Raw genomic sequence first — 21,566 nt, 5'->3', positions numbered from 1 at the left:
GGCCGCCGTGCCGCCGGTCTGAGCGGCCGGGGCGTTGAGCGCGAAATACAGGTGCTGGTCCAGGATCGACGCGCTGACCAACGCCATCACCGCGACGAACGACTCGGTGAGCATGCCGCCGTAGCCGATGAAGCGCATCTGGCTTTCCTTCTCCAGCAGCTTGGGCGTCGTCCCGGAGGAGATCAGCGCGTCGATCCTGGACCAGCACCTGTATTTCGCGCTCAACGCCCCGGCCGCTCAGACCGGCGGCACGGCGGCCACCGCGGCGCATTACGTCAACGGGCTCGGTTTGTCGGGGATCCCAACGACCGCCGACCAACTCACCCAGGCCGCGGCAGGCGTGGGTGAAAAGTCCATCGTGTCGCGCACCGGCGGAGCCCCGACGCTTGCGGTCGGAATGTCGGAGGTGCTCAACCGTGTCTTCGGCGGGGCGGGCCTCAAGGCGTTCTGGTATCACTTCGCGATCATGTTCGAGGCGCTCTTCATCCTGACCGCCGTGGACGCCGGCACCCGCGTCGCGCGTTTCATGCTGTCCGACGCGCTGGGAAATCTGGGCCGGCCGCTGGCCAAGCTGCGCAACCCGAGTTGGCGTCCCGGTGTCTGGTTGTGCAGCCTGGCGGTCGCCGCCGCCTGGGGCAGCATCCTGCTGATGGGCGTGACCGATCCGCTCGGCGGGATCAATACGCTGTTCCCGCTGTTCGGCATCGCCAACCAGCTGCTGGCGGCGATCGCGCTGACTGTCATCACGGTCGTCGTCATCAAGAAGGGGCTGCTGCGGTGGGCCTGGATCCCGGGACTGCCCCTGCTATGGGACCTGGCCGTCACGCTGACCGCGTCGTGGCAGAAGATCTTCTCGGGGGATCCCAACGTCGGCTACTGGACGCAACACCTGCAATACCTCGCGGCCCGCAACGCGGGCAAGACGTCGTTCGGTTCGGCCAAGAACCCACATCAGCTCGACGACGTCATCAGGAACACCTTCATCCAGGGCACCCTGTCCATATTGTTCGCGCTGGTCGTTGTCATCGTGGTGATCATCGGCGTCATCGTGGCGCTGGGCGCGATTCGCGGTCCGGGCCGGCCGCTGACCGAGGAGGCCCCGGTCCCGTCGAGGCGGTTCGCGCCGTCGGGCCTGATCGCCACCGCCGCCGAGCGGGAGTTGCAAAGGCGATGGGACGCGCCGGACAAAAAGGTCGTGTCGAACTCCCCAGCGCGGTCCTAAAATTGCGCGATGAGAGTCGGCATCGACTTTGGCACCACCCACACCGTCGTCGCGGCCGTCGACCGAGGAAACTATCCCGTCATCTCGTTTGACGGCCTCGACGCGTGGCCGTCGATCGTCGCGGGCAACGCCGCCGGGGACCTGCGGTTCGGCGCGGAGGCCGCCGCGGTCCGGCGCGACCCGCGCTGGTCGGTGCTGCGATCGTTCAAACGCCTGCTCAACGAGGCCGGACCGCAGACCGAGGTCACCCTGGCCGGCCGCAGTCATCGCCTGGCGGATCTGCTCGCCGGTTTTCTGGCCCAGCTGAAGAGCGACCTCCTGCGTTGCTCCAACGCCGGCCTCACCGTGGGGGAAACCATCGAAGCCGCGATCAGTGTGCCGGCCAACGCCTCGAGCGCCCAACGCCTCTTGACGCTCGACGCCTTCGTGGCGGCGGGATTCCACGTCGTCGCGCTGCTCAACGAGCCGTCGGCCGCCAGCCTGGAGTACGCGCACCGCTACCGCTCCACGATCACCGCCAAGCGGGAGTACGTCCTGATTTACGACCTCGGCGGGGGCACGTTCGACGCCTCGCTGCTCAAGATGACCGGGCACGCGAACGAGGTCGTCATCAGTGAGGGCATTCAGCGCCTCGGCGGCGACGACTTCGACGACGCGATCGTCGAACTGGTCCTGGAACGGTCGCAGCTGTCGGGCGTGGACGCAGCGGCCCGCGACCTGCTGCGCGAGGAGTGCGCCGCCCGCAAGGAGGCCGTGGGACCACAGACGCGCCGCTTCCTGGTCGACCTCACCGGAGTGGGTGGGGCGGACCGGCCGCCGTTCTCCTGCCCCGTTGACGACATCTATGCCGTGTGCGCGCCGCTCGTCGACAAGACGATGAAATTGCTCGACCGCGTGCTGCACAACCCGGCCGACGGCGGCAAGGACGTGACGTGGTCGGAGGTCGCCGGCATCTATGTCGTGGGCGGCGCCGGCAGCTTCCCGCTGGTTTCCCGGATGCTGCGCACCACCTTCGGCGACAAGCGGGTCAAACGCTCCCCGCATCCCTTCGCGGCCACCGCGATCGGTCTGGCGGTCTTCCTCGACAAGGAGTCCGATTTCGGGCTGTCCGAACGCTTCTCGCGAAACTTCGGGGTCTTCCGCGAGGCCGAGGCCGGCGCCGGCGTCGTCTTCGACCCGATCGTGTGCAAGGACGTCTCCCTGCCCGCCGACGGGCACACCCCGCTGGTGGTGAAGCGGTCGTATCGCGCCGCGCACAACATCGGTCACTTCCGGTTCGTGGAATGCAGCCGCCTGGTCAACGGCCGGCCCGACGGTGACGTGACGCCCTACGATCCGGTGCTCTTCCCCTTCGACCCGGCGCTGCATGACCGCGATGATTTGGGGCGTCAGCCGGTCGGCCGGTGGCGGGACGGGCCCGACGTCGAGGAGCGCTATGTCATCGCCCCCAGCGGCGCGGTGGAAGTCACCCTGACCACGCAGCCGGCGGGATTCAAGCGCACCTTCCGCCTGGAGCGCCGCGCCCCCGCGAGCGCGTGACCCGCCCATGGATCTCTATGACGTCATGCGAACGACGTTCGCGGCGCGTGAATTCACCGACGACCCGGTGCCCGACGAGGTGCTGGCACGCGTTTTCGACAACGCCCGGTTCGCCCCGAGTGGTGGCAACCGGCAGGGCGCCCACATCACCGTGGTGCGCGACCCGGAGGCCCGGCGCCAGCTCGCCGAGCTGGGCAAGGGCGCGGCCCGCCGCTACTTCGCCCAGCAACAGGCCGGTGAAAACCCTTGGAATTCAATCCATCCCAGCAGCGTGCCGCGCGACGTCATCGACCGGACCGACGTTCCCGACACCTTCGTCGCGCCGATCGCCAACGCGCCTGTGGTCCTTGTGGTTTCGGTCGACCTGACCGTCGTCGCGTCGGTCGATCAAAACCTGGACCGCGTCGGTCTGGCCAGCGGTGCGTCGGTGTATCCGTTGATCTGGAACATCCTGCTGGCCGCCCGCGCCGAGGGATACGGCGGCACCATCACGACCATGGCCATCGCGGCCGAGGACCAGGTTCGCCATCTGCTGGGCATTCCCGACCTGCACGCGGTCGCCGCGGTTGTGCCCCTGGGCAAACCGGTGCGACAGCTCACCAAACTGCGCCGTCGCCCGATCGCGGACTTCATCACCCGTGACCGCTTCGACGGTCCGGCATTCGAAGGCTGAGGCAAGGATTCACACGGCCGCCTGGCTCCGGGCGGGCCAGCTCAGGGTCTTTCAGCCCTACTTTGCGCCGCGGCGTGCGACGTAGCATCTGCTCATTCTTCAGGCGATGACCGCGTTCGAGGACCTCAGCAACCGCACGAATCCACGGATGCCGTTGGTCAGCGAGATCACCGCATTGCTTCGCCTCGGCTTCTACGACGCCGCCGAGGGCGACGCTCAGCCACGCAGCTGAGGCAGCACGTCACGCTCGTAGGCGGCGAAGAACCCGTCCATGTCGGGGCCGATCTGTTGCACGTACACCTCGTCGACGTCGGCATCGATGTACTTGCGGACCTTCGCGACATGCGTGTCGGGGTCCGGGCCGCACGTGACGGCCTCGGCGACCTGATCCGGCGTCACGAGTGACATCAGGGCGGCGAAATCTTTCGGCCGCGGCAGGGTTTGCGCCGACTGCCCGGGCAGCGCGTCGTTACCCCATAACCGGTGCGCCGCCTTCAGCGCCGCCTCGGCGTCGTGGTCCCAGCTGACCTTCGTGCCGCCCTGCACGGGTTTGCTGCCACCACCGGACCCGCGGAACTTTTTGACGAGGTCGGCCTCCGGCATCACCAGGACGTAGCCGTCGCCTATGCGTCCGGCCAGCTCGGCGCCCTGCGGGCCGAAACCGGACACGTAGATGGGCACCGGTTGGTCCGGCCGGGTGTAGATGCGGGCCTCCTGCACCTCGTAGTACTTGCCATGGTGGCTCACCTCGTCGCCGCGGTGCAGCAGTCGGATGATGTCGACCGCCTCCTCCAGCATTTCCTGGCGCACAGCCACCGACGGCCAGCGATCGCCCAAGATGTGTTCATTCAGCGCCTCACCGCTGCCCACTCCCAGCACGAAACGGCCATCGAGCTGCACGGCGGCGGTCGCGGACGCCTGGGCGATGATCGCCGGATGGGTCCGGATGGTCGGGCACGTCACGGCGGTGCTGACCGGCAGCGATGTCACCTCGGAGAGCGCCCCGATCACGCCCCACACGAAGGGGCTCTGGCCCTGCTCGTCGTTCCAGGGATGAAAGTGATCCGAAATCCACAGCGCGTCGAACCCGGCCGCCTCAGCGCGCTTGGCCTGGTCGATAAGTTCCTTGGGGCTGTACTGCTCGCAGGACAGGAAATATCCGATCTTGGTCATGGCGGCGGGCTACCCGCTGCGCGCCGCGTTATGCGCCGCTTTCGCTGTTTATCCGCTGCACGCGCCGCAGTCCATTCGCTCATCCACCGGGCGTTGACCGTTTACCACCGACGGCACCTTCCAACCAAAAAGGTTTTGCCGCAGACACTTTCACTGCCGGACGGACGGGAGATCAGCCGATCTTCTTTGCGACCCGTTTGGCGATCTGCACTCCGCGATCGCCGATGTGGTCGGCGCACGCGCTCACGTCGACGACGATGTTGTTGGCCGTGGTCATCGCTCGCTGGCACGCCCAGCCGTCCGCACCTTCTTCTTGAGACCGGGTTATCGTCAGCACGCCGTCGTCGACGGTGGCCTTACTCAGCGACCAGTAGTGGGCTTTCGGGTCGCCCGGGTCGTGCAGATCGACACGCCGGTTATCGCAGTTGGCCCAGCCGGTCACCTGGCCGGCATAGAAGTCATGGGCGGCCATCGCCTGAGGGAACGCCACTACCGCCTGGTAGGCAATGTGATCCGCGCGATCGCGGCGGTCCTTGAGTTCCTGCACACGCACCGCTGTCCAGCCGCTGCCTTCGTAGGAGTACTGCTGCGCTTCGGCCCACACCAGGCATCCATCCTCGAGGGGACGGTTGGTGTACATCGTCTCGGCGGAAGCGGCGACCTCCATGTGCGTGTCCATGATCGCGCCGATCTCCCTGGTGTCGAGCAACAACCCAGACAGCGCAGCGGGCGGCAGCGGTTGCGGCGCATGGCCCAGCGTCGGAGCCGCCACCACCCGCCCGTCGGTGACCGTGGTGCATCCCGCCGTCAGCGCGGCGAGTACCAGAAGCGCCACCGCACGCCGCTTCCCCGCATTCCTCATCGGTCGATCTCACCGCCGCCCCACCGTCGAATGTCACCAAGCCTATGTGGCTGATTTTCCGCGCCGCGACCGTGGCAGGTGCACCGTGGGTCGCCACAATCGGCCTTAGACGGATTTGGTGACGCCGACGTACGACAGCACCACGTCGGAGAGATCAGTCATCCGGGTGAGCACCGCGTAGGAGCGGATGAAGGACTGGCCCACGCAGCCGTCGATCTTGATGTGGAAGTTGCTGATCATGACCCAGGGATTCGCTCCCTTGAATTGTTTCTTAATCACCGGCACCGTGATGACGAGACCGGGCTTCATTCCGACGCTCATCGCGCCGTTGATTGGGGCGGAAATATAGGGCAACAGGGGTGGCAACGTACCGGTGGTATCGAAGGTCGGGCTGACGCCCGGGATGAGGCCGGCACCGCCCTCCATGATCACGCCGTTGGATGTACTCATATCGATCCCACAGCCAATCTGATAGCCGACTTCCAGGACGCCGTGGGGCTCTTCCGATCCTTTCAGCGAGCCGACAAAGATGCCGCTGGCCACGTATTCGCGCGACGCGATGGAGGTGGTCAACGGCGCCACCGGAACCTGCGCCTCGTCCTTCGCGCCCAGCCCCAGCGTCCAGCCGTCGGGAGTGTTGAGGATGACCGGGGGATTCGAGGGCACCGCTCCATCGGCCGCCGGCGCAGCAGCCGCACCGGCGGGCTCGACCTCGGGATCGGCGGCAGTGGAAGGCGCCCCGCCCAGCGAGCTGAGGAGGCAAACAGCGACGACCAGGGCGCGACGAACGACCACGGTTACCGGCCTCACGCATGAGAACGTACGGACTCACCGTTTCGAGTGGCGAAATTTGCCGCGCGGCCGATCAAAGTTGTTGTCCGTTCGTGACTCTTATGCGATAAGGACGCCAAATGTAGGATTAGGCTCAGTTAGCCAGCAGTTCAGGCAAACGACCGGAGGGCCGCGATGACGAGGCGTAGGTGCGCTGCTCTACTTATCGCGGCTTTGTCGGCCCTGGCAGCTTTGACGGGCGGCGCCGGGATGGCGGTCGGGGTAGCGCTCGCGTCCCCGGATCCCGGTCAGCAGCCCGATATCTCGGACGCGATCGACGAATGGCCGATCGAGTTCCCGGCCTTCCTGACGAACCCCGTCGACGAGAGTGGCCTAATAGGCGACTGGGGCGACGTCGGAATGTGGTGCAACAATCTTCACGCAAACTGCGCCTGACCACCTACGCCGTCAGTCCAAGATCGACCGCGCCCGGTGCAGCAACCTTGGCAGCGTCGCCGCCATCGCTTCGAGTTCCGCTCGGGGAAACACGTCACCGATTGTGCTTCACGATCAGCGACCCCGTGGCCGCCGATTTGAAGCAAGCGAGCACGTTGAACCAGGCCAAGTCGATGACCTCGAGGCCCAGCTCCTCCTGGTAGATCTCGGCGACGGGCGGCGAACGCCCGCCGAGCCCGGAATCCGCCGGTACGTGTCCGGGTCTCAGTTGATCAGGGCCCAGCCGCGTCGATCCGCAGATCGCCCACCGACCAGATCTCCCAGTCGATGACCGCGTTGATGCGGAACCAGGGGGTCACCGGTACACAGCCGGAAGGCCGCCTCGGTGATCAGTTCGATGTCTTTAGTGCCAGTCTTGGCCAGGCCGAGGGGGCCTGCGCCGGGCGTGGCAACGGGATTGCTGGGAGTGGCGGGTTGAGCGCGGGCCCGGCGGCAGGTCGCGCTCAACCTCGACTCCTAGGAAGCGGCTTCTCCGCATTGTCACCGTTCGAGGGGAAGTGCCTCTCCCGCAGTGCGTCCAACGAGTAATTCCCGCCACCCGTGAAGACGAGCAGGAAGAACGCGAAGCAGAACAGGATCGACAAGCCGCCGCCGTTGCCTGCCGGCGGATCAGCGACCGGCCAGAGCGCTTGCGGTTGGTGAATCCAGAAATAGGCGACCGCCATCTGCCCCGAGGCCACGAAGGCGACGGCGCGGGTGAACAGTCCGATGGCGATCAACACACCCGCGACGACTTCGATCAGCCCGGCGTACCAGCCGGGCCAGGAGCCGAACCCGACGCGAACCGGCGACGACACCGGCCAATCGAACAGGCTCCTGGAGCCGTAGGCGGCGAAGAGCAGGCCGTAGACCACCCGAAACACACTCAGCACTGCAGGGGCATAGCGGCTCAGAGCCGTTGTCACGATCCATAGGTTACGGCCGCGGTCCAGTCGGGCAGGCGCCGCCACAGCCGATGCCGGCTCGACGCCATGTTGTGGCAGTGCGCGCTGCCAACCAGGGTGTGGTGATGTCCGGGCAGCAACGATAGAGACCGGCCTCGGCGCGCGGCTCCTGCGACACGTCCACGGCGCCGTACCCGATCAACACCGGGACGCCGGTCTGTGCGGTGCGCTCGGCGACAACGGCGGGAATCTTGGCGGTCCGAACACGCGAGGCGCGATCGACATCGCGACGACGCAGTCCGTCGCGATGTCACCGATGTCGAAATCCCTTGCCGGTTACACGCTTTCACCGCGCCCAAAGGATCGATGGCCACCACGGCATAGCCGTTGCCCGCGGCGAAATCGGCGAAGCTGTAACCGCGCCGGCCGGGATTGCGCAGCTCTCAGTAGTCGCGGCTGCAGATGCCGCGCGGCAGGCAGACCAGCAGCCCGAGCCGCTCCCCCCGCGCGGGATAGTAGGTGGCCGCAAGCGACGCCTGTTCCGCGATCACGTGGCCGACGCTAACGTCAACGGCTGCGCCGGCAAACGTCATACGGCGCAATCCTTCCACGACCTGTCCTGTACACACATACATGTACGACCGTACGCAAGGAGGCGTCTTGACCTATGTGTTTCTCCTCTGCGCCATCGTCGCGGAGGTGATGGCGACCAGCCTGCTCAAGAGCACGGAGGGTTTCACTCGGCTGTGGCCGACCCTCATCTGCCTGACCGGTTACGCCGTCTCGTTCGCGCTCCTGGCGCTGTCGATCGCGCGCGGAATGCAGACGGACGTCGCCTACGCGTTGTGGTCGGCGATCGGCACCGTCCTGATCGTGCTGATCGCCGTGGTGTTTCTCGGCTCGCCGGTGTCCGTCGCGAAGGTCGCCGGCGTCGCGTTGATCATCGCCGGCGTCGTCACATTGAATCTGTCGGGCGCCCATTGAGGCTAAGCGCCAACGCCCTTTCGACGCCGGCCCGTGAGCTGGTGTTTACATAACGGCCTTCAACCGCGCGCCTGATGTGCAACCATCGCTGCCAGACTGACGCTCTGCCGTCCCCCCGGGCGGCTCGGTTGATATTGCGGCAACCTCTAGGGAGCAGGACCACCATGACCGATGTCGAGCAGACACCCCCCGACGGAATCTCGCCCGCCGGCCCCACGCGGGCCGATCTGGTTGAGCACTCGCGGACGGGGATGAGCGCGGCCGCGCTGCAGCGGGCCATCAACGACCACCTGCGCTACTCCATCGGCCGCCCGGCCGCGGCTCGCCGGCCCGAGCACTACTACCGCGCGCTCGCCTTGGCCGTGCGCGACCGCATGCAGGACCGCCGGGTGGTATCGACGCAGACCTCGCTCGACCTCGGCCGCAAGGTGACCTGCTACCTGTCGGCGGAATTCCTGATGGGGCCGCAGCTGGGCAACAACCTGCTGAACCTCGGCATGGAGCGGGCGGCCCGCGAGGCGCTGGCGGCGATGGGCCAGAACCTGGACACCGTCCTGGCGTGCGAAGAGGAACCGGGACTGGGCAACGGCGGCCTCGGCCGGCTGGCCGCGTGCTACCTGGATTCGCTGGCCACCCTGGAGCGTCCCGCGATCGGTTACGGAATCCGTTACGAGTTCGGCATTTTCGACCAGGAGATCCACGACGGCTGGCAGGTCGAGCAGACCGACAACTGGCTCGACCACGGAAATCCTTGGGAGATCGCCAAACCCGACGTCAACTACCTGGTCAAGTGGGGCGGCTACGCCGCTCACTATACGGACGACACCGGCCATGACCGCGTCCGGTGGGTGCCGGGGCGGGTGCTCAAGGGCGTCGCCTACGACACCCCCATCCAGGGTTATGGCGTGAACACCTGCAACGTGCTGACGTTGTGGAGCGCGCGGGCCGTCAAGTCTTTCGCGCTGGAAGCGTTCAACACCGGTGACTACTACGGCGCGGTCGAGGACGAGGTGATGTCGGAAACGGTCACCAAGGTGCTGTACCCGAACGACGAACCGGAGGCGGGCAAACAGCTGCGCCTGCTGCAGCAGTACTTCTTCGTGTCCTGCTCCCTGCAACATGTGCTGCACATCATGGACGACCTCGCCGATGTCTCCGTCAAGGAGCTCCCCCAGCGGTTTGCCTTGCAGCTCAACGACACCCATCCCTCGATCGGCGTCGCCGAGCTCATGCGGCTGCTGGTCGACGAGCGACAGCTGGACTGGGACGAGGCATGGGAGATCACGGTCGCTACGTTCGGGTATACCAACCACACCCTGCTGCCCGAGGCACTCGAGACATGGCCGCTGGAGCTGTTCGCGGAGGCGCTACCGCGCCATCTCGAGATCATCTACGAGATCAACCGCCGGTTTCTCGACGAGGTGCGCGCCCGGTTCCCCGGCGACGAGGAGCGGGTCAGCCGGATGTCGCTCATCGGCGAGAACGGCGGCAAGAACGTCCGGATGGCGCACCTGGCCACCGTGGGCAGCCACGCCATCAACGGCGTCGCCGCACTGCATTCGGAGCTGCTGAAAAGCAGTGTGCTCAAGGACTTCTACGAGATGTGGCCGGAACGGTTCAGCAACAAGACCAACGGCGTGACGCCGCGCCGCTTCCTTGCGCTGGCCAATCCCGGGCTCCGCGAACTGCTGGACCGCACCGTCGGTGACGGCTGGCTCACCGATCTGGGACGCCTGCGCGGCCTGGAGCCGTTGGTCGAGGACGCCGCGTTCCGCCGGGAATGGCGCGACATCAAACGCAACAACAAGGCGCGCCTCGCCAAGTACATCCGTTCGGTGGCCGGCGTCGAACTCAACCCGGACTGGATGTTCGACGTCCAGGTCAAGCGCATCCACGAGTACAAGCGTCAGCACCTCAATGTGCTGCACGTCGTGGCGCTGTACCACCGGCTCAAGCAGGACCCCGGCCTGTCGATTCCGCAGCGCGCCTTCATCTTCGGTGGCAAGGCAGCGCCCGGGTACTTCATGGCGAAGCGAATCATCAAGCTGATCAACGCAGTTGGCCAGACCGTCAATGCCGACCCGGACGTCAACCGATTCCTGAAGGTGGCGTTCGTGCCCAACTTCAACGTGCAGAACGCCCACATGATCTACCCCGCCGCCGACCTGTCCGAGCAGATCTCCACCGCCGGCAAGGAAGCGTCGGGCACCGGGAACATGAAGTTCATGATCAACGGTGCGCTGACGGTCGGCACGCTCGACGGCGCGAACGTGGAGATGCGCGACGAGGTGGGTTCGGAGAACTTCTTCCTGTTCGGCCTGACGGAGCAGGAGGTCGAGGCCCTCAAGGCGGGCGGATATCGCCCGGCCGAGTACATCGACGCCGACGCCGAGCTGCGCGCCGTGCTGGGTCTGATTGCCGACGGCACGTTCTCGGGCGGCGACACCGAGGTGTTCCAGCCGCTGGTGGACAACCTGCGCTATGACGACCCCTTCCTGGTGTGCGCCGACTACGCGTCATACGTCAGCTGTCAGGAGCGGGTCAGCGCCGCGTGGCAGGACCGGGAGTCGTGGACCAAGATGTCCATCCTGAATACCGCTCGCAGCGGCAAATTCTCGTCGGATCGGGCAATCGCCGAATACTGCGACGACATCTGGAACGTGTGGCCGTTGACCGTCAAGATCTGACGAACCGGCTGCTGATCGCGGCGAGCGAGCCTAGGATCTCGCCATGTCGATTCTCGGCGATGCAACGGTCGTCCTCGCGCGGGTGTCGCGGTCAACGTCCAACGCCCTGCGGGTCGCGCTCACCACGCCCGGCGGCACCGAATTGGCGCGCGCCCAGCAAAAGGGCGGAGCGGCGGTGCTCTTGGGCTTCAAGAACGGCGGCAAGAGCGAGTACACCCTGTCGGCGGCCAACGGCGACGAGCTCAAGATCGCGGTCGCCGCGGCGACCACCATCACCAACCAGACCACACCCGTGGGAAACATCGTCCCCGCCGATGGCGCGGCACGCCTGGAAGACGGCGGCGGCACCGTACTGGCGGTGGTGCGGCCACACACCGGGCACAAGGCCGATGGCGCGTGGCATCATCGCCTGCTGTCGCCGTCTGGCGAGGAACTGGGTGTGCTCACCTTGATGACCGTCCACACCGGTTGGAGCGACATCGAGTCCGAGGCAATTCAATTGCTGACCGACCACAACGTCGCGACCCTGAAGGCACCGTCGGCGGGCGCGATGCTCACCCTCGCCGCGCCGGTCGGCCCGCATGTGGGTGACGTATTAGCCGCGGCGTGTGTGGACTTCTCGGTACTCCCCCGCGGGTATATCGAGTAGCGCCAGACCTATTGATGGCCGGGCAGATCCGGCAGCTGGCCGTCAGCCATCTGGCCGGGCGCGGGAACGCCATGCCTCGGCGTGCTGTCATAAGTGGCGAAATCGTCGGCGCAGTGATGCAGCATTCGATCGCGGCCATACCGATGTCGAGACCGGGGGTGCTGCGGACTGAATCAGGCGAGCCCGTTCAGCGTAACGCGCCGGTCCTTGGTAGGGTCCCGACCGTACCTTTTCGTGGAACTCAAGTTCCGTCGAGGGGGCGGTCCGGCACGTCGAGGCGGGTGCCGACAAAGTCATTGATGACGCGCGGCGCTCGGCGGTGGCCGGGGTAAGGGAGCAGATAGCGGTGGTGTTTCGACTCTTCCAAAAAGTATGGATACCGCTACTTCTCGTCGTTGTTGTCGGGCTCGGCTCGTATGTCGTGCTGCGCATCCGGGACAGCTTCGGCGCCAACGCTCACGCGTCGAGCGGCGACGCGAACGCCGACAATACGAAACCCTTCAACCCAAAGCACATCAGCTACGAGATCACGGCGCCGTCGGGCGGCAGCGTCAGCGTCAACTACCTCGACGAGAACGGGCAACCCCACCTCGTCGAAAACGCCCCGCTGCCGTGGTCGTACACCATCGTGACGACCCTGCCGTCGATGTCGGCCAACATCGTTGCCCAAGGTGATACCGGCGTGCGGCACATCCGATGTCGGGTCATCGTCGACGGCCAAGTCCGCGACGACCGCAATGTGGACGACTACCAACCCTTCATCTACTGCTTGGTGAAATCCGTATGAGCAACGAAACTGCACAGCCACCACGCGACCGCATCGCCCGCCTGATCCGCGTGCTGTCGGTGCCGATCATTCTGTTCTGGCTCCTCGTCGCGCTCGGCACCACGCTGTTCACCCCGGCGCTTCGCGACGTGGCGAAGAACCACTCCGTGCCCATGACGCCAATTCAGGCGCCGGCGTTCAAGGACATGATGAACATCGGCCATAAGTTCGAGGAGTTCGATACGGACTCCACGGCGATGGTCGTGCTGGAAGGTGACGACAAGCTCGGCGACAGCGCGCACGTGTTCTACAACAAGATCGTCGCCAAACTCAAGGCCAACAAGCACGTGCAGAACGTCCAGGATTTCTGGAGTGACCCGTTGACCGCGGCCGGCTCACAAAGCCCGGACGGCAAGGCCGCCTATGTGCAGGTCTTCCTCGACGGCGCTCAAGGCACCACGCCCAGCCACGAGTCGGTCGCCGAGGTCCGCAAGATCGTCAAGAGCGTCCCCGCACCGCCGGGGGTCAAGGCCTATGTGGCCGGCAACACCGTGCTGAACACCGACACACTCGTCGCCGCGCACAACAGCATGGATCTGATGACGACGGTCACCATCGGTGTCATCTTCGTGATGCTGCTCGGAATCTACCGCTCGTTCAAGAATGCGTTGCTTGCGCTGGTGCTGGTCCGCTTCGAGCTCTACGCCGCGGAGGGCGTGGTGGCCACCGCCGGCAATCTGAACATCATCGGTCTTACCCCGTACGCCGTCAGCATGGTCACCATGCTGACCATCGCCACGGGGACCGACTATTTTATTTTCCTGCTGGGCCGCTACCACGAGGCACGGTCCCGTGGCGAAGATCGAGAACAGGCGTACTACACCGCCTACCACGGGGTGTTGCACGTCATCCTGGGTTCGGGTCTGACGATTGTGGGCGCCTGCCTGTGCCTGACCGCGACCCGGCTCCCCTACTTCCAGACCATGGGGTTCCCCTGCGCGATCGCCTTGGTCACCACGATGCTGGCGGGCCTGACACTTGCACCGGCGCTGCTTGCGGTCGCGTCGAGGTTCGGATTCTTCGATCCGACGCGTGAGGTTTCGGAGCGGGGCTGGCGCAAAATCGGCACCCTGGTGACCAGGTGGCCGAAGCCGATTATCGTCGTGACTTCTTTTATCGCGGTGATCGGTTTCGTCAGCCTGATGACCTACGTCCCGAGTTACAACGACAGGAAATACACCCCGCCGAGCATCGCGGCAAACGTCGCTCAAACGGCGGCCGAGCGGCATTTCACGACGGCGCGCATGAATCCGGAATTGCTGATGGTCGACGCCGGCCATGATGTGCGCAACCCGGCGGACATGCTGATCATCGATCGGATCGCCAAGAGCGTGTTCCATCAGCGCGGTATCGGGCGGGTGCAGACGATCACCCGCCCCCTCGGGGCGCCGATCGAGCACAGTTCGCTGCCGTTCGTGATCGCCATGAACAGTTCCAGCACCCTGCAGACGGCGAAATTCATGAACGACTCCATGGCGTCGATGCTCGAACAGGCGGACGAGCTAGGCCGAACGATCGCCGTCATGGAGCACATGTACAGCCTCATGAAGGACCTCACGGCGACGACCCACAGCCTCGACGCCAAGACACACGACCTGGTAAACACCACCAACGAGCTGCGTGATCACATCGCCGATTTCGACGATTTCTTCCGACCGATTCGCAGCTACTTCTATTGGGAGAGACACTGTTTCGATATCCCTCTGTGCTGGAGCATGCGATCCTTGTTTGACGCGCTGGACGGCATCGACGAGCTTTCCGACCAATTCCAAGGGATCACAACCGATTTCGACCACATGGATCGGTTGATGCCGCAGCTGCTCGCCGATTTCCCGAAGACCATCGACTCGATGAAGTCGATGCGCGACTTCATGCTGTCCACCCACAGTTCCATGGCGGGCATTCAGCGCCACATGCAAGAGGGCGCCGAAGGCTCCACGATGATGGGGAACTATTTCGACGAGGCCAAGAACGACGACAGTTTCTATCTGCCGCCGGAAGTATTCCAGAATCCCGATTTCAAGCGCGGACTGAAAATGTTCGTATCGCCTGACGGCCAGGCCGTCCGGTTCATCATCACCCACCAGGGCGACCCCGCCTCGGTGGAGGGGATCGAGCACGTCCAGGGAATCAAGCAGGCGGTCGCCGACGCCATCAAGGGCACCCCGATGGAGTCCGCGAAGGTGTCGCTGGCCGGCACCGCCTCGATGTACAGCGACATGCAGGACGGGGTCATCATCGACCTGGCGATCGCCGGTATCGCGACCCTGATCCTGATCTTCTCGATCATGCTGCTGATCACCCGGAGCTTGGTGGCCGCCCTGGTGATCGTCGGTACGGTGCTGGCGTCGCTGGGCACTGCGTGCGGTTTGTCGGTGCTGCTCTGGCAGGACATCCTCGGGCTGGGCCTGCAATGGATCGTGCTGCCGCTGACGGTCATCATCTTGCTGGCGGTGGGATCCGACTACAACCTGCTGCTGGTCTCCCGGTTGAAGGAAGAGATTCCGGCCGGCCTCAACACCGGCATCATCCGGGGCATGGGCGCCTCGGGCCGGGTGGTCACCGCGGCCGGCCTGATCTTCGCAGCGACCATGGCGTCGATGATCGTGAGCGACCTGCGCGTGATCGGGCAGTTCGGCACCGCGATCGGGATGGGCCTGCTGGTCGACACGTTCATCGTGCGAGCCTTCATGACGCCGGCGATTGCCGCCGTGCTGGGTCGCTGGTTCTGGTGGCCGTTGAACACCTTCCGGATGAAGGAAGTCGCGAAGCGGGAGAGCGACACCGCGCCCATTCCACAAATGAGCAACGTGTAGCTCTCGGCGCTCGGGGCGGAATCGGCAGATGAGAGAGACGGAATCGAAGCTCCGCCAACGCACAGTTGGCCGGCTGGACCGATCCCGCGATCCCGCGATCCTCAACGCCGCACTTGCCGCGCTGACCGAGCACGGCTACGACGCCACGAATATGGACGACATCGCCGCACGAGCCGGCGTCGGCAAGGCCACGATCTACCGGCGCTGGTCATCCAAAGCGGTGTTGATCACCGACGTTCTCGTCTACTGGCGGCCCGATCTGCGCACCGATGACGTCGCGGACACCGGCAACTTGGCCGGCGACATCGAAGCCCTCATCGAGCGCGCGGCACGCAATGACAAGGAGTTGATCACCAACGACCTAGTGCTCCGGGTCGCTTTGGAGGCCAACCGTGACCCTCAGCTCGCCGCGGCTCTCGGCGATCTGATACTGCTGAAGGGCACACCGATCATCGCCACTATCCTGGCCCGCGCCGCAGCCCGCGGTGAAATCGACCCCAACCGCGATTGGTCCCTGGTCTCAGGCGTACTCACCGCAATGAGCCTGCTACGGGCGCTCAACGGACAAAGCGTCGACGCGGAGTTCATACGACAAATCATCGACACGCTGCTTCTCCCCGCAGTGTCCACGCAGACCTGTTCGACCACTCACTCGAACGCCGGGCGTGTCAGGTCATGACGAGCCGCGTTCGCGCCATTCCGGCCCGCTGACCGCGGCCAGTTGCACACGGAGATCGCTGGCGGGAGCCCTGCAAGCGGGCCTGGATCTCGACAGCGGGTGGTCGGCCTGGCCTGCACCGCCGCGATCGAATCGTCGAACCACAGCAGCGTCAAGGCCGGCCGACAGGCGAAATGGGCAAGGTAGCTTTGCGTCACTGCCCAAAAGCGATCGATGGGCGACTCATGCTCGGCCGCAACGGCGTTGAGCATTCGAGAAATTTCGAGCTCGCTTGTCGTAGCCGCGTCGATGATCTCTTCGGCGGAATCGAAGTAAAGTGAATCGCGCTTCGGCTGAACGATCCGCTCTCGGTGAGCACAGCGGGTCGACCCGAAACGCGCTGCGCCGGGCGCTGACGCCGTCAAGGGGTACGACGGTCAACCACCGGTCGACAGTGGACGTTTTCTGCGACCACCGCAAGGATCGAGTCATCGACCCCTGGCAGGAGGAAAGTGACCCTACGATTCCGAGGGCTGGTGCTGGCCCCGTTGACCGTGGCGCTCGCGCTGCTGCTCGCGCCGTCGGCCTCGGCCGACACCTACACAGACCAGCTGGTCAACAAGTTCAACGCGCAGACACACGTGTTGGCCGACCCGGGGGCGAATCCGCCATTGCAGAACCCGGACCGGCTGAACGACCAAATCCTTAGCACCCGGTGGGCGTGGAGTTCGCGACCGCCGATCTGGGTGGCGGCGGTGGCACCCAACCAGACCGGCGTTACCACGCCTGATGCCATCCACAACGTCATCCTCGGCCGCGACCCGGGGTTCAGCGGGATCATTCTGGTCATCGACTCCCGGGGCTATCACGTGCGCGCCTACAACGTGCCCAAGGCGATCGCGGACAGCGTCGATCCGGTCATGAGCCGGTCCGCCAGGGACCACCGAAACGACCCGTACGGCGCGAGCAGTGAATTCGTCGGCCAGTTGTCGAAAGTGGACGTGTCCTCCGGCGCACCGGCGGTGACCTCCCCCGCGGTACAGAAGAACCACAACCCCGGCTCCGCACCGTGGACACTGCTGGCGGTCATGGCCATCGGCGTGGCGGCGGTGGTCCTGATCTGGTTCTCGGTGAATCGGAAGCGCAAGCGGCGCAAGGACACTGACGCGAAAGAACAGATCAAGCAAGAGTTGATCACCGTCACCTCGGATGTCGGCGACCTCGACACCGCGGTACTCACCAACAGCGACACGGACGTCAGCGCCGAGCAGACGAAGGCCAACGCGAGCCTCTACGACGCCCGACAGGCCTACGAAAAAGGTGACTATGTCGCGGCGCGGGCGCACCTACGGGTGGTGGAGTCGACAGTGGCCAAAGCCAACCAAAAGCTCTACCCGGGCCGGGCCGCGCCCAACGTCGCCGACGCCTCCTCGGTGCCGGCGGGCGACCGGAAGCAGGCCTCGGTGCGGACGCGCAATCCCGATACCGGCGACTACGTGACGATCAACAACAACAACTACAGCGCCACCCCACAGCCCGGTTATCCGCACTACTACGGCGGCGGTTATTACAACGGGATGTTTTTCTACCCGGGTTATTACCCGTACGCGTTCTGGGGCCCGGGCTGGGGTTGGGCACTGACCGATGTGCTGCTGATGGATGCGCTGCTGGACGACCATTGGGGCGGCGGCTACGACCGCGGCTTCGAGGCCGGCCGGGACTCGGCGTATGCCGACGCCAACTATGACAGCGGCCAAAATTACGACAGCCAGCAGGGCGACTTCGGGTTCGGTGGCGGTTACGGTTCCGGCAGCGACACCGGGTTCGGGGGCAACGACAACTCGTATTCCGGTGGCGGAGACGTGGATTTCGGCGGCGGTTGGGACTCGGGCGGCGGTTGGGACTCGGGCGGCAGCTCCGATTTCGGTGGCGGCAGCTCGGACTCCGGCGGCGGCGACTTCGGGTTCTGACCGGTTCTGGTGCCCGTCGGACTGGCCGTCGTGGTGGGGCTGATCATCCGCGACGTCGTCAGCGCCCGGAAGCGGTGATCTCGCCCGCCGCGCGCGAAGCATTTCGCGTGTGATGCATGGCACTCGCACAGGAACGGTCGACCGGCGGAATTGGCCTTGGCTCCCTCACAATTCACGCGGTTTGCTGCTGATGCGAGTTCGCTTGGAGCCGGTCTGCATCCCATGGGTGATACATTCGGGCGATTATGGCAAGACAACCGGTTGCCGACATGGCCAAGGCCGTCAGCGAGATGATCGACACGGGCACCGACTTGACCTGGCGGTATTTGCTGTCTAACCGTAAGGATCTCAGCGCAAGCGCCACACTGGTGCTCAACAGGGTCAACCGGGAGGGCCCCATGCGGTTGACGGCGCTCGCCGCGGCCGAGGACACCAGCCAACCGGCGATGACCCAGCTGGTCCAGCGGATGGAACGCCAGGGCCTGCTCGAGCGGCTGAGCGATCCCGAGGATGGCCGGGCAGCCCTGGTCGCCATCAGCGACGCGGGCCGGGAGCTGTGGAACCTGCGCACGGACCGCCGCAGGGAGCGTCTGGGCACGCTGCTGACCGGGTTATCCGACGAGGATGCGCTGACGTTGTGGCTGGCCGCTCAGGTCGCGATGCCGATCCTGCGTCAACTCCTCGACATCGCAGCCTCGGAGACACCGCATTCCACCGATGCGGCGAAGTGAGCACGCAGACGCTCTTCTGCATAACGTCAACTATGTAAATAGTGGGCGCCCCGGGCCTTCTCGATAAAACTAGCTTGCGATGGCGCGGGGCTCCCGTTCCGCTTGACGTGCTGCATCATCCGCGTGATATGAAAGGGGGGAGGGAAGCGACGTTCCGCCGGCGGCCTTCGCCGCCAGGATCGACGCGGCGGCCGCAGCGGCCCATGATGGCATCGGCTCACATACCCGGCCACACGAAGGAGCGGAGCAGTGACTCTGGGCTTATTTGGTCTCCTCACGATCGTTTCCCTCGCACTGGCCGTCACCCTGGCCACCGTCGCGGCCGTCTACGTGAGGCGCCTGGAGCGGCGGCAACCCCCACCGATCGCCGAGAAGATCGGCAGCGCGAAAGAAGTCGTCCGCAAGTTGCGCAAGCGTGAGCCGATGTCGCCGGAAGAGTTGGGCTATGCGACGCAGGTGGTGTCCGACCGCGCCTCGGTGAGAGCGCTGTGCATCCCCGGTGCCCTGTTCATGCTCGGTTGTTTCTACGTGTTCGGCAGCCTCTACCACCTGCATGGGGCGACTCCGTCCGAGCGGACATTCCTCGGGGTGATACCCATGCTCACCTCATCGAACCTCGCGCTTCGCCTGATCAGCAGCGCCCGGCTGAAAAGGCGTCTGCGCACGGCATCCGTCGCGTCATGAGAGCCGCACGCCTGTTGACAGGCGTCGGTCGCGGCCGCCCGAGTTCACGTTCGGCGCCGCAGGTAGTAATCTCTTTATCACCGTATGTCAACCAGGTTGATATGTGGCCGTCCCGCGGTCAACGGTCGGGGGAACGCGAGAACGCGGTGCGTGCGCGAAAGGTGATCCAGTGAGCCGTCGTTCAGTTGGCAGGACTGTCTTGCAGCGAGGCTGGATGCCGTTGGTCACCGTCGTCGCGGTCGGCGTGGGGCTGCTGTGCATGCACAAGGTGCATCAGTTCTCCGAACCAGAGCCGGTCATCACCGTCAACGGTCCACAGGCACCCGAGCAGTTCAACCTCAAACGGATCACCTACGAGGTGTTCGGCAACGCCGGCAAAGGGGGCAAGCTCGTCTACATCGACATCGACGGTCATCCGCACCAGGTTGATTTCACCGCCCTGCCGTGGTCTCACACGGAGACCACGACGCTCTCGGTGGCGTCCGGAAGCATCTCGGTTCATGTTCGCAGTGGTCAGGTGAGTTGCCGGATGCTGGTCGACGGCGTGGTCCGTGACGAGCAGTCGGACGATCATCCGGACGCCGACGTCGAGTGCAGGGTGAAGTCGGCATGACCGAGCATCGCCTCGACGAACCGCGGCCCAAACGCCCGTTCATCCCCCGAATGGTCCGGACTTTCGCCATCCCGATCATCTTCTTCTGGGGTCTGCTCGCGGTCACCACGAACACCTTTATGCCCCAGGTGGAACGGGTCGCGGAAGAGCTCGCGGGCCCCATGGTCCCGCATTACGCGCCCTCACAGCGCGCACTGCTGCACATCGGCGAGAAGTTCCACGAATCGAACTCGACCAACTTGACCATGGTGGTGTTCGAGGCGAACCGGCCGCTGGGAGACGCCGACCACCGGTACTACGACGACCTGATGCGCCGCCTTCAGCACGACACCAAGCACGTGCAGTACGTGATGGACCTGTGGGGCAAGCCATTCACCGCGGCGGGGGCGCAAAGCGTGGATGGCAAATGCACCTATGTGCTCCTTCGTCTCGCCGGCGACATCGGGCAGATCCAGGCCAACCAGTCCGTGGACGCCGTCCGCGACATCATCAAAAAAGACACCCCACCGCCCGGGCTCAAGGTCTACGTCAGCGGCGCGGCTCCGCTGGCCTCCGACACACTCACCATCGCCAATGCCAGCCTGAACAACGTCACGATCGTGACCATCATCCTCATCGTCGTGATGCTGCTGCTGGTCTACCGCACGCCGTCAACCCTTTTGGTGCCGTTGCTCGGTGTGCTCATCGAGATGCTCGTCGCCAAGGGCATCGTCTCGACGCTCGGCCATTACGGATACATCGAGCTGTCGTCGTTCGCGGTGAACATCGTCATCGCGCTAACCCTCGGAGCCGGAACGGATTACGGCATCTTCCTGATGGGCCGATATCACGAGGCGCGGCAGGCGGGCGAAAGCCGGGAGGACAGCTTCTACATCGCGTACAAGGGTGTCGCGCCCATCATCATCGGCTCCGGGCTGACGATCGCCGGCGCGTGTTATTGCTTGACGTTCGCGCGCCTGAATTACTTCCACACCATGGGACCGGCCGTCGCCATCACCATGCTGTTCACCATCGCGGCGGCCATGACGCTGGGCCCGGCGGCGCTGACCGTCGGCAGCCTGTTCGGCATGTTCGACCCGCGAACCATTACCCACGGACGCCTCTACCGGCGGATCGGCGCGAGCGTGGTGCGCTGGCCGGTTGGTACTGCCTGTCGTCGTAGTTCTGCCGGTAGGTGGGAACGAAGATCGCCCCGATCATCACGACGGCTGAACTGGCCACCAGGATGGGCACCGGCCAGCGCACCACGCTCGCGCCGATCCGCCGGTAGAGGCGTCCGTGGGTAATGGTTCGCGGGTCGAACATGCC

Annotated in this window: 20 protein-coding genes and 4 pseudogenes; 16 read left to right on the top strand and 8 right to left on the bottom strand. The window is 65.1% G+C overall.

Translation table 11 applies throughout. From position 1 onward, the window contains the following. On the bottom strand, nucleotides 1-138 hold a 138-nt coding region (locus A5695_RS28145), incomplete at its 3' end, for a carbon starvation CstA family protein (RefSeq protein ID WP_369830243.1). A gap of 43 nt (nucleotides 139-181) precedes the next feature. On the opposite strand from A5695_RS28145, the pseudogene A5695_RS26915 reads away from it, so the two are divergent. The 4 genes and pseudogenes from A5695_RS26915 to A5695_RS30090 form a co-directional block, all read left to right on the top strand. After that, nucleotides 182-1,222, top strand: a pseudogene (locus A5695_RS26915) (carbon starvation CstA 5TM domain-containing protein); the annotation flags it as partial. A gap of 9 nt (nucleotides 1,223-1,231) precedes the next feature. After that, nucleotides 1,232-2,761, top strand: coding sequence for an Hsp70 family protein (locus A5695_RS26910; protein ID WP_068089849.1), 1,530 nt, complete (start codon nucleotides 1,232-1,234; stop codon nucleotides 2,759-2,761). A 7-nt stretch (nucleotides 2,762-2,768) separates the two neighbouring features. Continuing rightward, a complete protein-coding gene (locus tag A5695_RS26905; RefSeq protein ID WP_068089847.1) occupies nucleotides 2,769-3,434 on the top strand; it encodes a nitroreductase family protein in 666 nt (221 codons plus the stop codon). A gap of 106 nt (nucleotides 3,435-3,540) precedes the next feature. Beyond that, entirely contained in the window at nucleotides 3,541-3,666 is a 126-nt protein-coding gene (locus A5695_RS30090) for a hypothetical protein (protein WP_255398701.1), read from the top strand. Here the strand turns inward: A5695_RS30090 and A5695_RS26900 are convergent. From A5695_RS26900 to A5695_RS26890, 3 genes are all read right to left on the bottom strand, one after another. Then, nucleotides 3,651-4,607, bottom strand: coding sequence for an LLM class F420-dependent oxidoreductase (locus tag A5695_RS26900; protein ID WP_068089845.1), 957 nt, complete (start codon nucleotides 4,605-4,607; stop codon nucleotides 3,651-3,653). The two genes, A5695_RS30090 and A5695_RS26900, sit on opposite strands and share 16 nt — an antisense overlap. Before the next feature lie 172 nt (nucleotides 4,608-4,779). After that, complete coding sequence (locus A5695_RS26895; protein ID WP_231974993.1) at nucleotides 4,780-5,442, bottom strand: sensor domain-containing protein; 663 nt, start codon at nucleotides 5,440-5,442, stop codon at nucleotides 4,780-4,782. A 132-nt stretch (nucleotides 5,443-5,574) separates the two neighbouring features. After that, complete coding sequence (locus A5695_RS26890) at nucleotides 5,575-6,264, bottom strand: MspA family porin (RefSeq protein WP_197515634.1); 690 nt, start codon at nucleotides 6,262-6,264, stop codon at nucleotides 5,575-5,577. 246 nt (nucleotides 6,265-6,510) lie between these two features. Here A5695_RS26890 and A5695_RS26885 point away from each other — a divergent pair, with 246 nt between their 5' ends. Next, nucleotides 6,511-6,696 (top strand): hypothetical protein, encoded by a 186-nt coding sequence (locus A5695_RS26885; protein WP_231974992.1) that lies wholly within the window; start codon nucleotides 6,511-6,513, stop codon nucleotides 6,694-6,696. 12 nt (nucleotides 6,697-6,708) lie between these two features. Here A5695_RS26885 and A5695_RS28140 read toward each other — a convergent pair. From A5695_RS28140 to A5695_RS29965, 4 genes and pseudogenes are all read right to left on the bottom strand, one after another. Then, nucleotides 6,709-7,040: pseudogene (locus tag A5695_RS28140) on the bottom strand (phosphotransferase family protein); the annotation flags it as partial. Between the two features lie 7 nt (nucleotides 7,041-7,047). Next, a pseudogene (locus A5695_RS28850) lies at nucleotides 7,048-7,167 on the bottom strand (oxidoreductase); the annotation flags it as partial. Nucleotides 7,168-7,199: 32 nt separating this feature from the next. Next, complete coding sequence (locus A5695_RS26880) at nucleotides 7,200-7,664, bottom strand: DoxX family protein (protein WP_068089855.1); 465 nt, start codon at nucleotides 7,662-7,664, stop codon at nucleotides 7,200-7,202. Between the two features lie 419 nt (nucleotides 7,665-8,083). Further along, complete coding sequence (locus A5695_RS29965; protein ID WP_231974991.1) at nucleotides 8,084-8,233, bottom strand: hypothetical protein; 150 nt, start codon at nucleotides 8,231-8,233, stop codon at nucleotides 8,084-8,086. A gap of 67 nt (nucleotides 8,234-8,300) precedes the next feature. Here A5695_RS29965 and A5695_RS26875 point away from each other — a divergent pair, with 67 nt between their 5' ends. The 11 genes and pseudogenes from A5695_RS26875 to A5695_RS26820 form a co-directional block, all read left to right on the top strand. After that, nucleotides 8,301-8,624, top strand: a complete 324-nt coding sequence (locus tag A5695_RS26875; protein WP_082946328.1) for a multidrug efflux SMR transporter — start codon at nucleotides 8,301-8,303, stop codon at nucleotides 8,622-8,624. Nucleotides 8,625-8,875: 251 nt separating this feature from the next. Continuing rightward, nucleotides 8,876-11,311: a glycogen/starch/alpha-glucan phosphorylase gene (locus tag A5695_RS26870; protein WP_068089853.1), complete on the top strand. Its 2,436-nt coding sequence runs from the start codon at nucleotides 8,876-8,878 to the stop codon at nucleotides 11,309-11,311. 43 nt (nucleotides 11,312-11,354) lie between these two features. Further along, nucleotides 11,355-11,960, top strand: coding sequence for a hypothetical protein (locus A5695_RS26865; RefSeq protein WP_068089838.1), 606 nt, complete (start codon nucleotides 11,355-11,357; stop codon nucleotides 11,958-11,960). A 349-nt stretch (nucleotides 11,961-12,309) separates the two neighbouring features. Beyond that, nucleotides 12,310-12,747 carry an MmpS family transport accessory protein gene (locus A5695_RS26860; protein ID WP_156749873.1) on the top strand — a complete coding sequence of 146 codons (438 nt, stop codon included), beginning with the start codon at nucleotides 12,310-12,312 and terminating at the stop codon, nucleotides 12,745-12,747. Beyond that, a complete protein-coding gene (locus A5695_RS26855) occupies nucleotides 12,744-15,602 on the top strand; it encodes an RND family transporter (protein ID WP_068089837.1) in 2,859 nt (952 codons plus the stop codon). Before A5695_RS26860 ends, A5695_RS26855 begins: the two co-directional genes overlap by 4 nt. A gap of 28 nt (nucleotides 15,603-15,630) precedes the next feature. Beyond that, a complete protein-coding gene (locus tag A5695_RS26850; RefSeq protein ID WP_068089834.1) occupies nucleotides 15,631-16,281 on the top strand; it encodes a TetR/AcrR family transcriptional regulator in 651 nt (216 codons plus the stop codon). A gap of 491 nt (nucleotides 16,282-16,772) precedes the next feature. Continuing rightward, nucleotides 16,773-18,230, top strand: a complete 1,458-nt coding sequence (locus tag A5695_RS26840; protein WP_068089828.1) for a hypothetical protein — start codon at nucleotides 16,773-16,775, stop codon at nucleotides 18,228-18,230. A 245-nt stretch (nucleotides 18,231-18,475) separates the two neighbouring features. Then, a complete protein-coding gene (locus A5695_RS26835) occupies nucleotides 18,476-18,961 on the top strand; it encodes a MarR family transcriptional regulator (protein ID WP_068089826.1) in 486 nt (161 codons plus the stop codon). A gap of 249 nt (nucleotides 18,962-19,210) precedes the next feature. Continuing rightward, a complete protein-coding gene (locus A5695_RS26830; RefSeq protein WP_068089824.1) occupies nucleotides 19,211-19,645 on the top strand; it encodes a hypothetical protein in 435 nt (144 codons plus the stop codon). A gap of 214 nt (nucleotides 19,646-19,859) precedes the next feature. Beyond that, complete coding sequence (locus A5695_RS26825) at nucleotides 19,860-20,258, top strand: MmpS family transport accessory protein (protein WP_068089822.1); 399 nt, start codon at nucleotides 19,860-19,862, stop codon at nucleotides 20,256-20,258. Then, nucleotides 20,255-21,400 (top strand): annotated as a pseudogene (locus A5695_RS26820) (MMPL family transporter); the annotation flags it as partial. The gene A5695_RS26825 and the pseudogene A5695_RS26820, both read left to right, overlap by 4 nt. Nucleotides 21,401-21,566: the final 166 nt, after the last annotated feature.

The organism is Mycobacterium sp. E1747, assembly GCF_001667775.1.
GTDB lineage: Bacteria > Actinomycetota > Actinomycetes > Mycobacteriales > Mycobacteriaceae > Mycobacterium.
This window is presented reverse-complemented; position numbering and strand designations above follow the sequence as displayed.

Excerpts from the sequence above, each read along its gene's own strand:
- A5695_RS26825 (WP_068089822.1), top strand. The coding sequence starts at position 19,860 with ATGCCGTTGGTCACCGTCGTCGCGGTCGGCGTGGGGCTGCTGTGCATG.
- A5695_RS26910 (WP_068089849.1), top strand. The coding sequence starts at position 1,232 with ATGAGAGTCGGCATCGACTTTGGCACCACCCACACCGTCGTCGCGGCC.
- A5695_RS26885 (WP_231974992.1), top strand. The coding sequence starts at position 6,511 with ATGGCGGTCGGGGTAGCGCTCGCGTCCCCGGATCCCGGTCAGCAGCCC.
- A5695_RS30090 (WP_255398701.1), top strand. The coding sequence starts at position 3,541 with ATGACCGCGTTCGAGGACCTCAGCAACCGCACGAATCCACGGATGCCG.
- A5695_RS26835 (WP_068089826.1), top strand. The coding sequence starts at position 18,476 with ATGGCAAGACAACCGGTTGCCGACATGGCCAAGGCCGTCAGCGAGATG.
- A5695_RS29965 (WP_231974991.1), bottom strand. The coding sequence starts at position 8,233 with ATGACGTTTGCCGGCGCAGCCGTTGACGTTAGCGTCGGCCACGTGATC.
- A5695_RS26865 (WP_068089838.1), top strand. The coding sequence starts at position 11,355 with ATGTCGATTCTCGGCGATGCAACGGTCGTCCTCGCGCGGGTGTCGCGG.
- A5695_RS26850 (WP_068089834.1), top strand. The coding sequence starts at position 15,631 with ATGAGAGAGACGGAATCGAAGCTCCGCCAACGCACAGTTGGCCGGCTG.
- A5695_RS26870 (WP_068089853.1), top strand. The coding sequence starts at position 8,876 with ATGAGCGCGGCCGCGCTGCAGCGGGCCATCAACGACCACCTGCGCTAC.
- A5695_RS26855 (WP_068089837.1), top strand. The coding sequence starts at position 12,744 with ATGAGCAACGAAACTGCACAGCCACCACGCGACCGCATCGCCCGCCTG.
- A5695_RS26900 (WP_068089845.1), bottom strand. The coding sequence starts at position 4,607 with ATGACCAAGATCGGATATTTCCTGTCCTGCGAGCAGTACAGCCCCAAG.
- A5695_RS26905 (WP_068089847.1), top strand. The coding sequence starts at position 2,769 with ATGGATCTCTATGACGTCATGCGAACGACGTTCGCGGCGCGTGAATTC.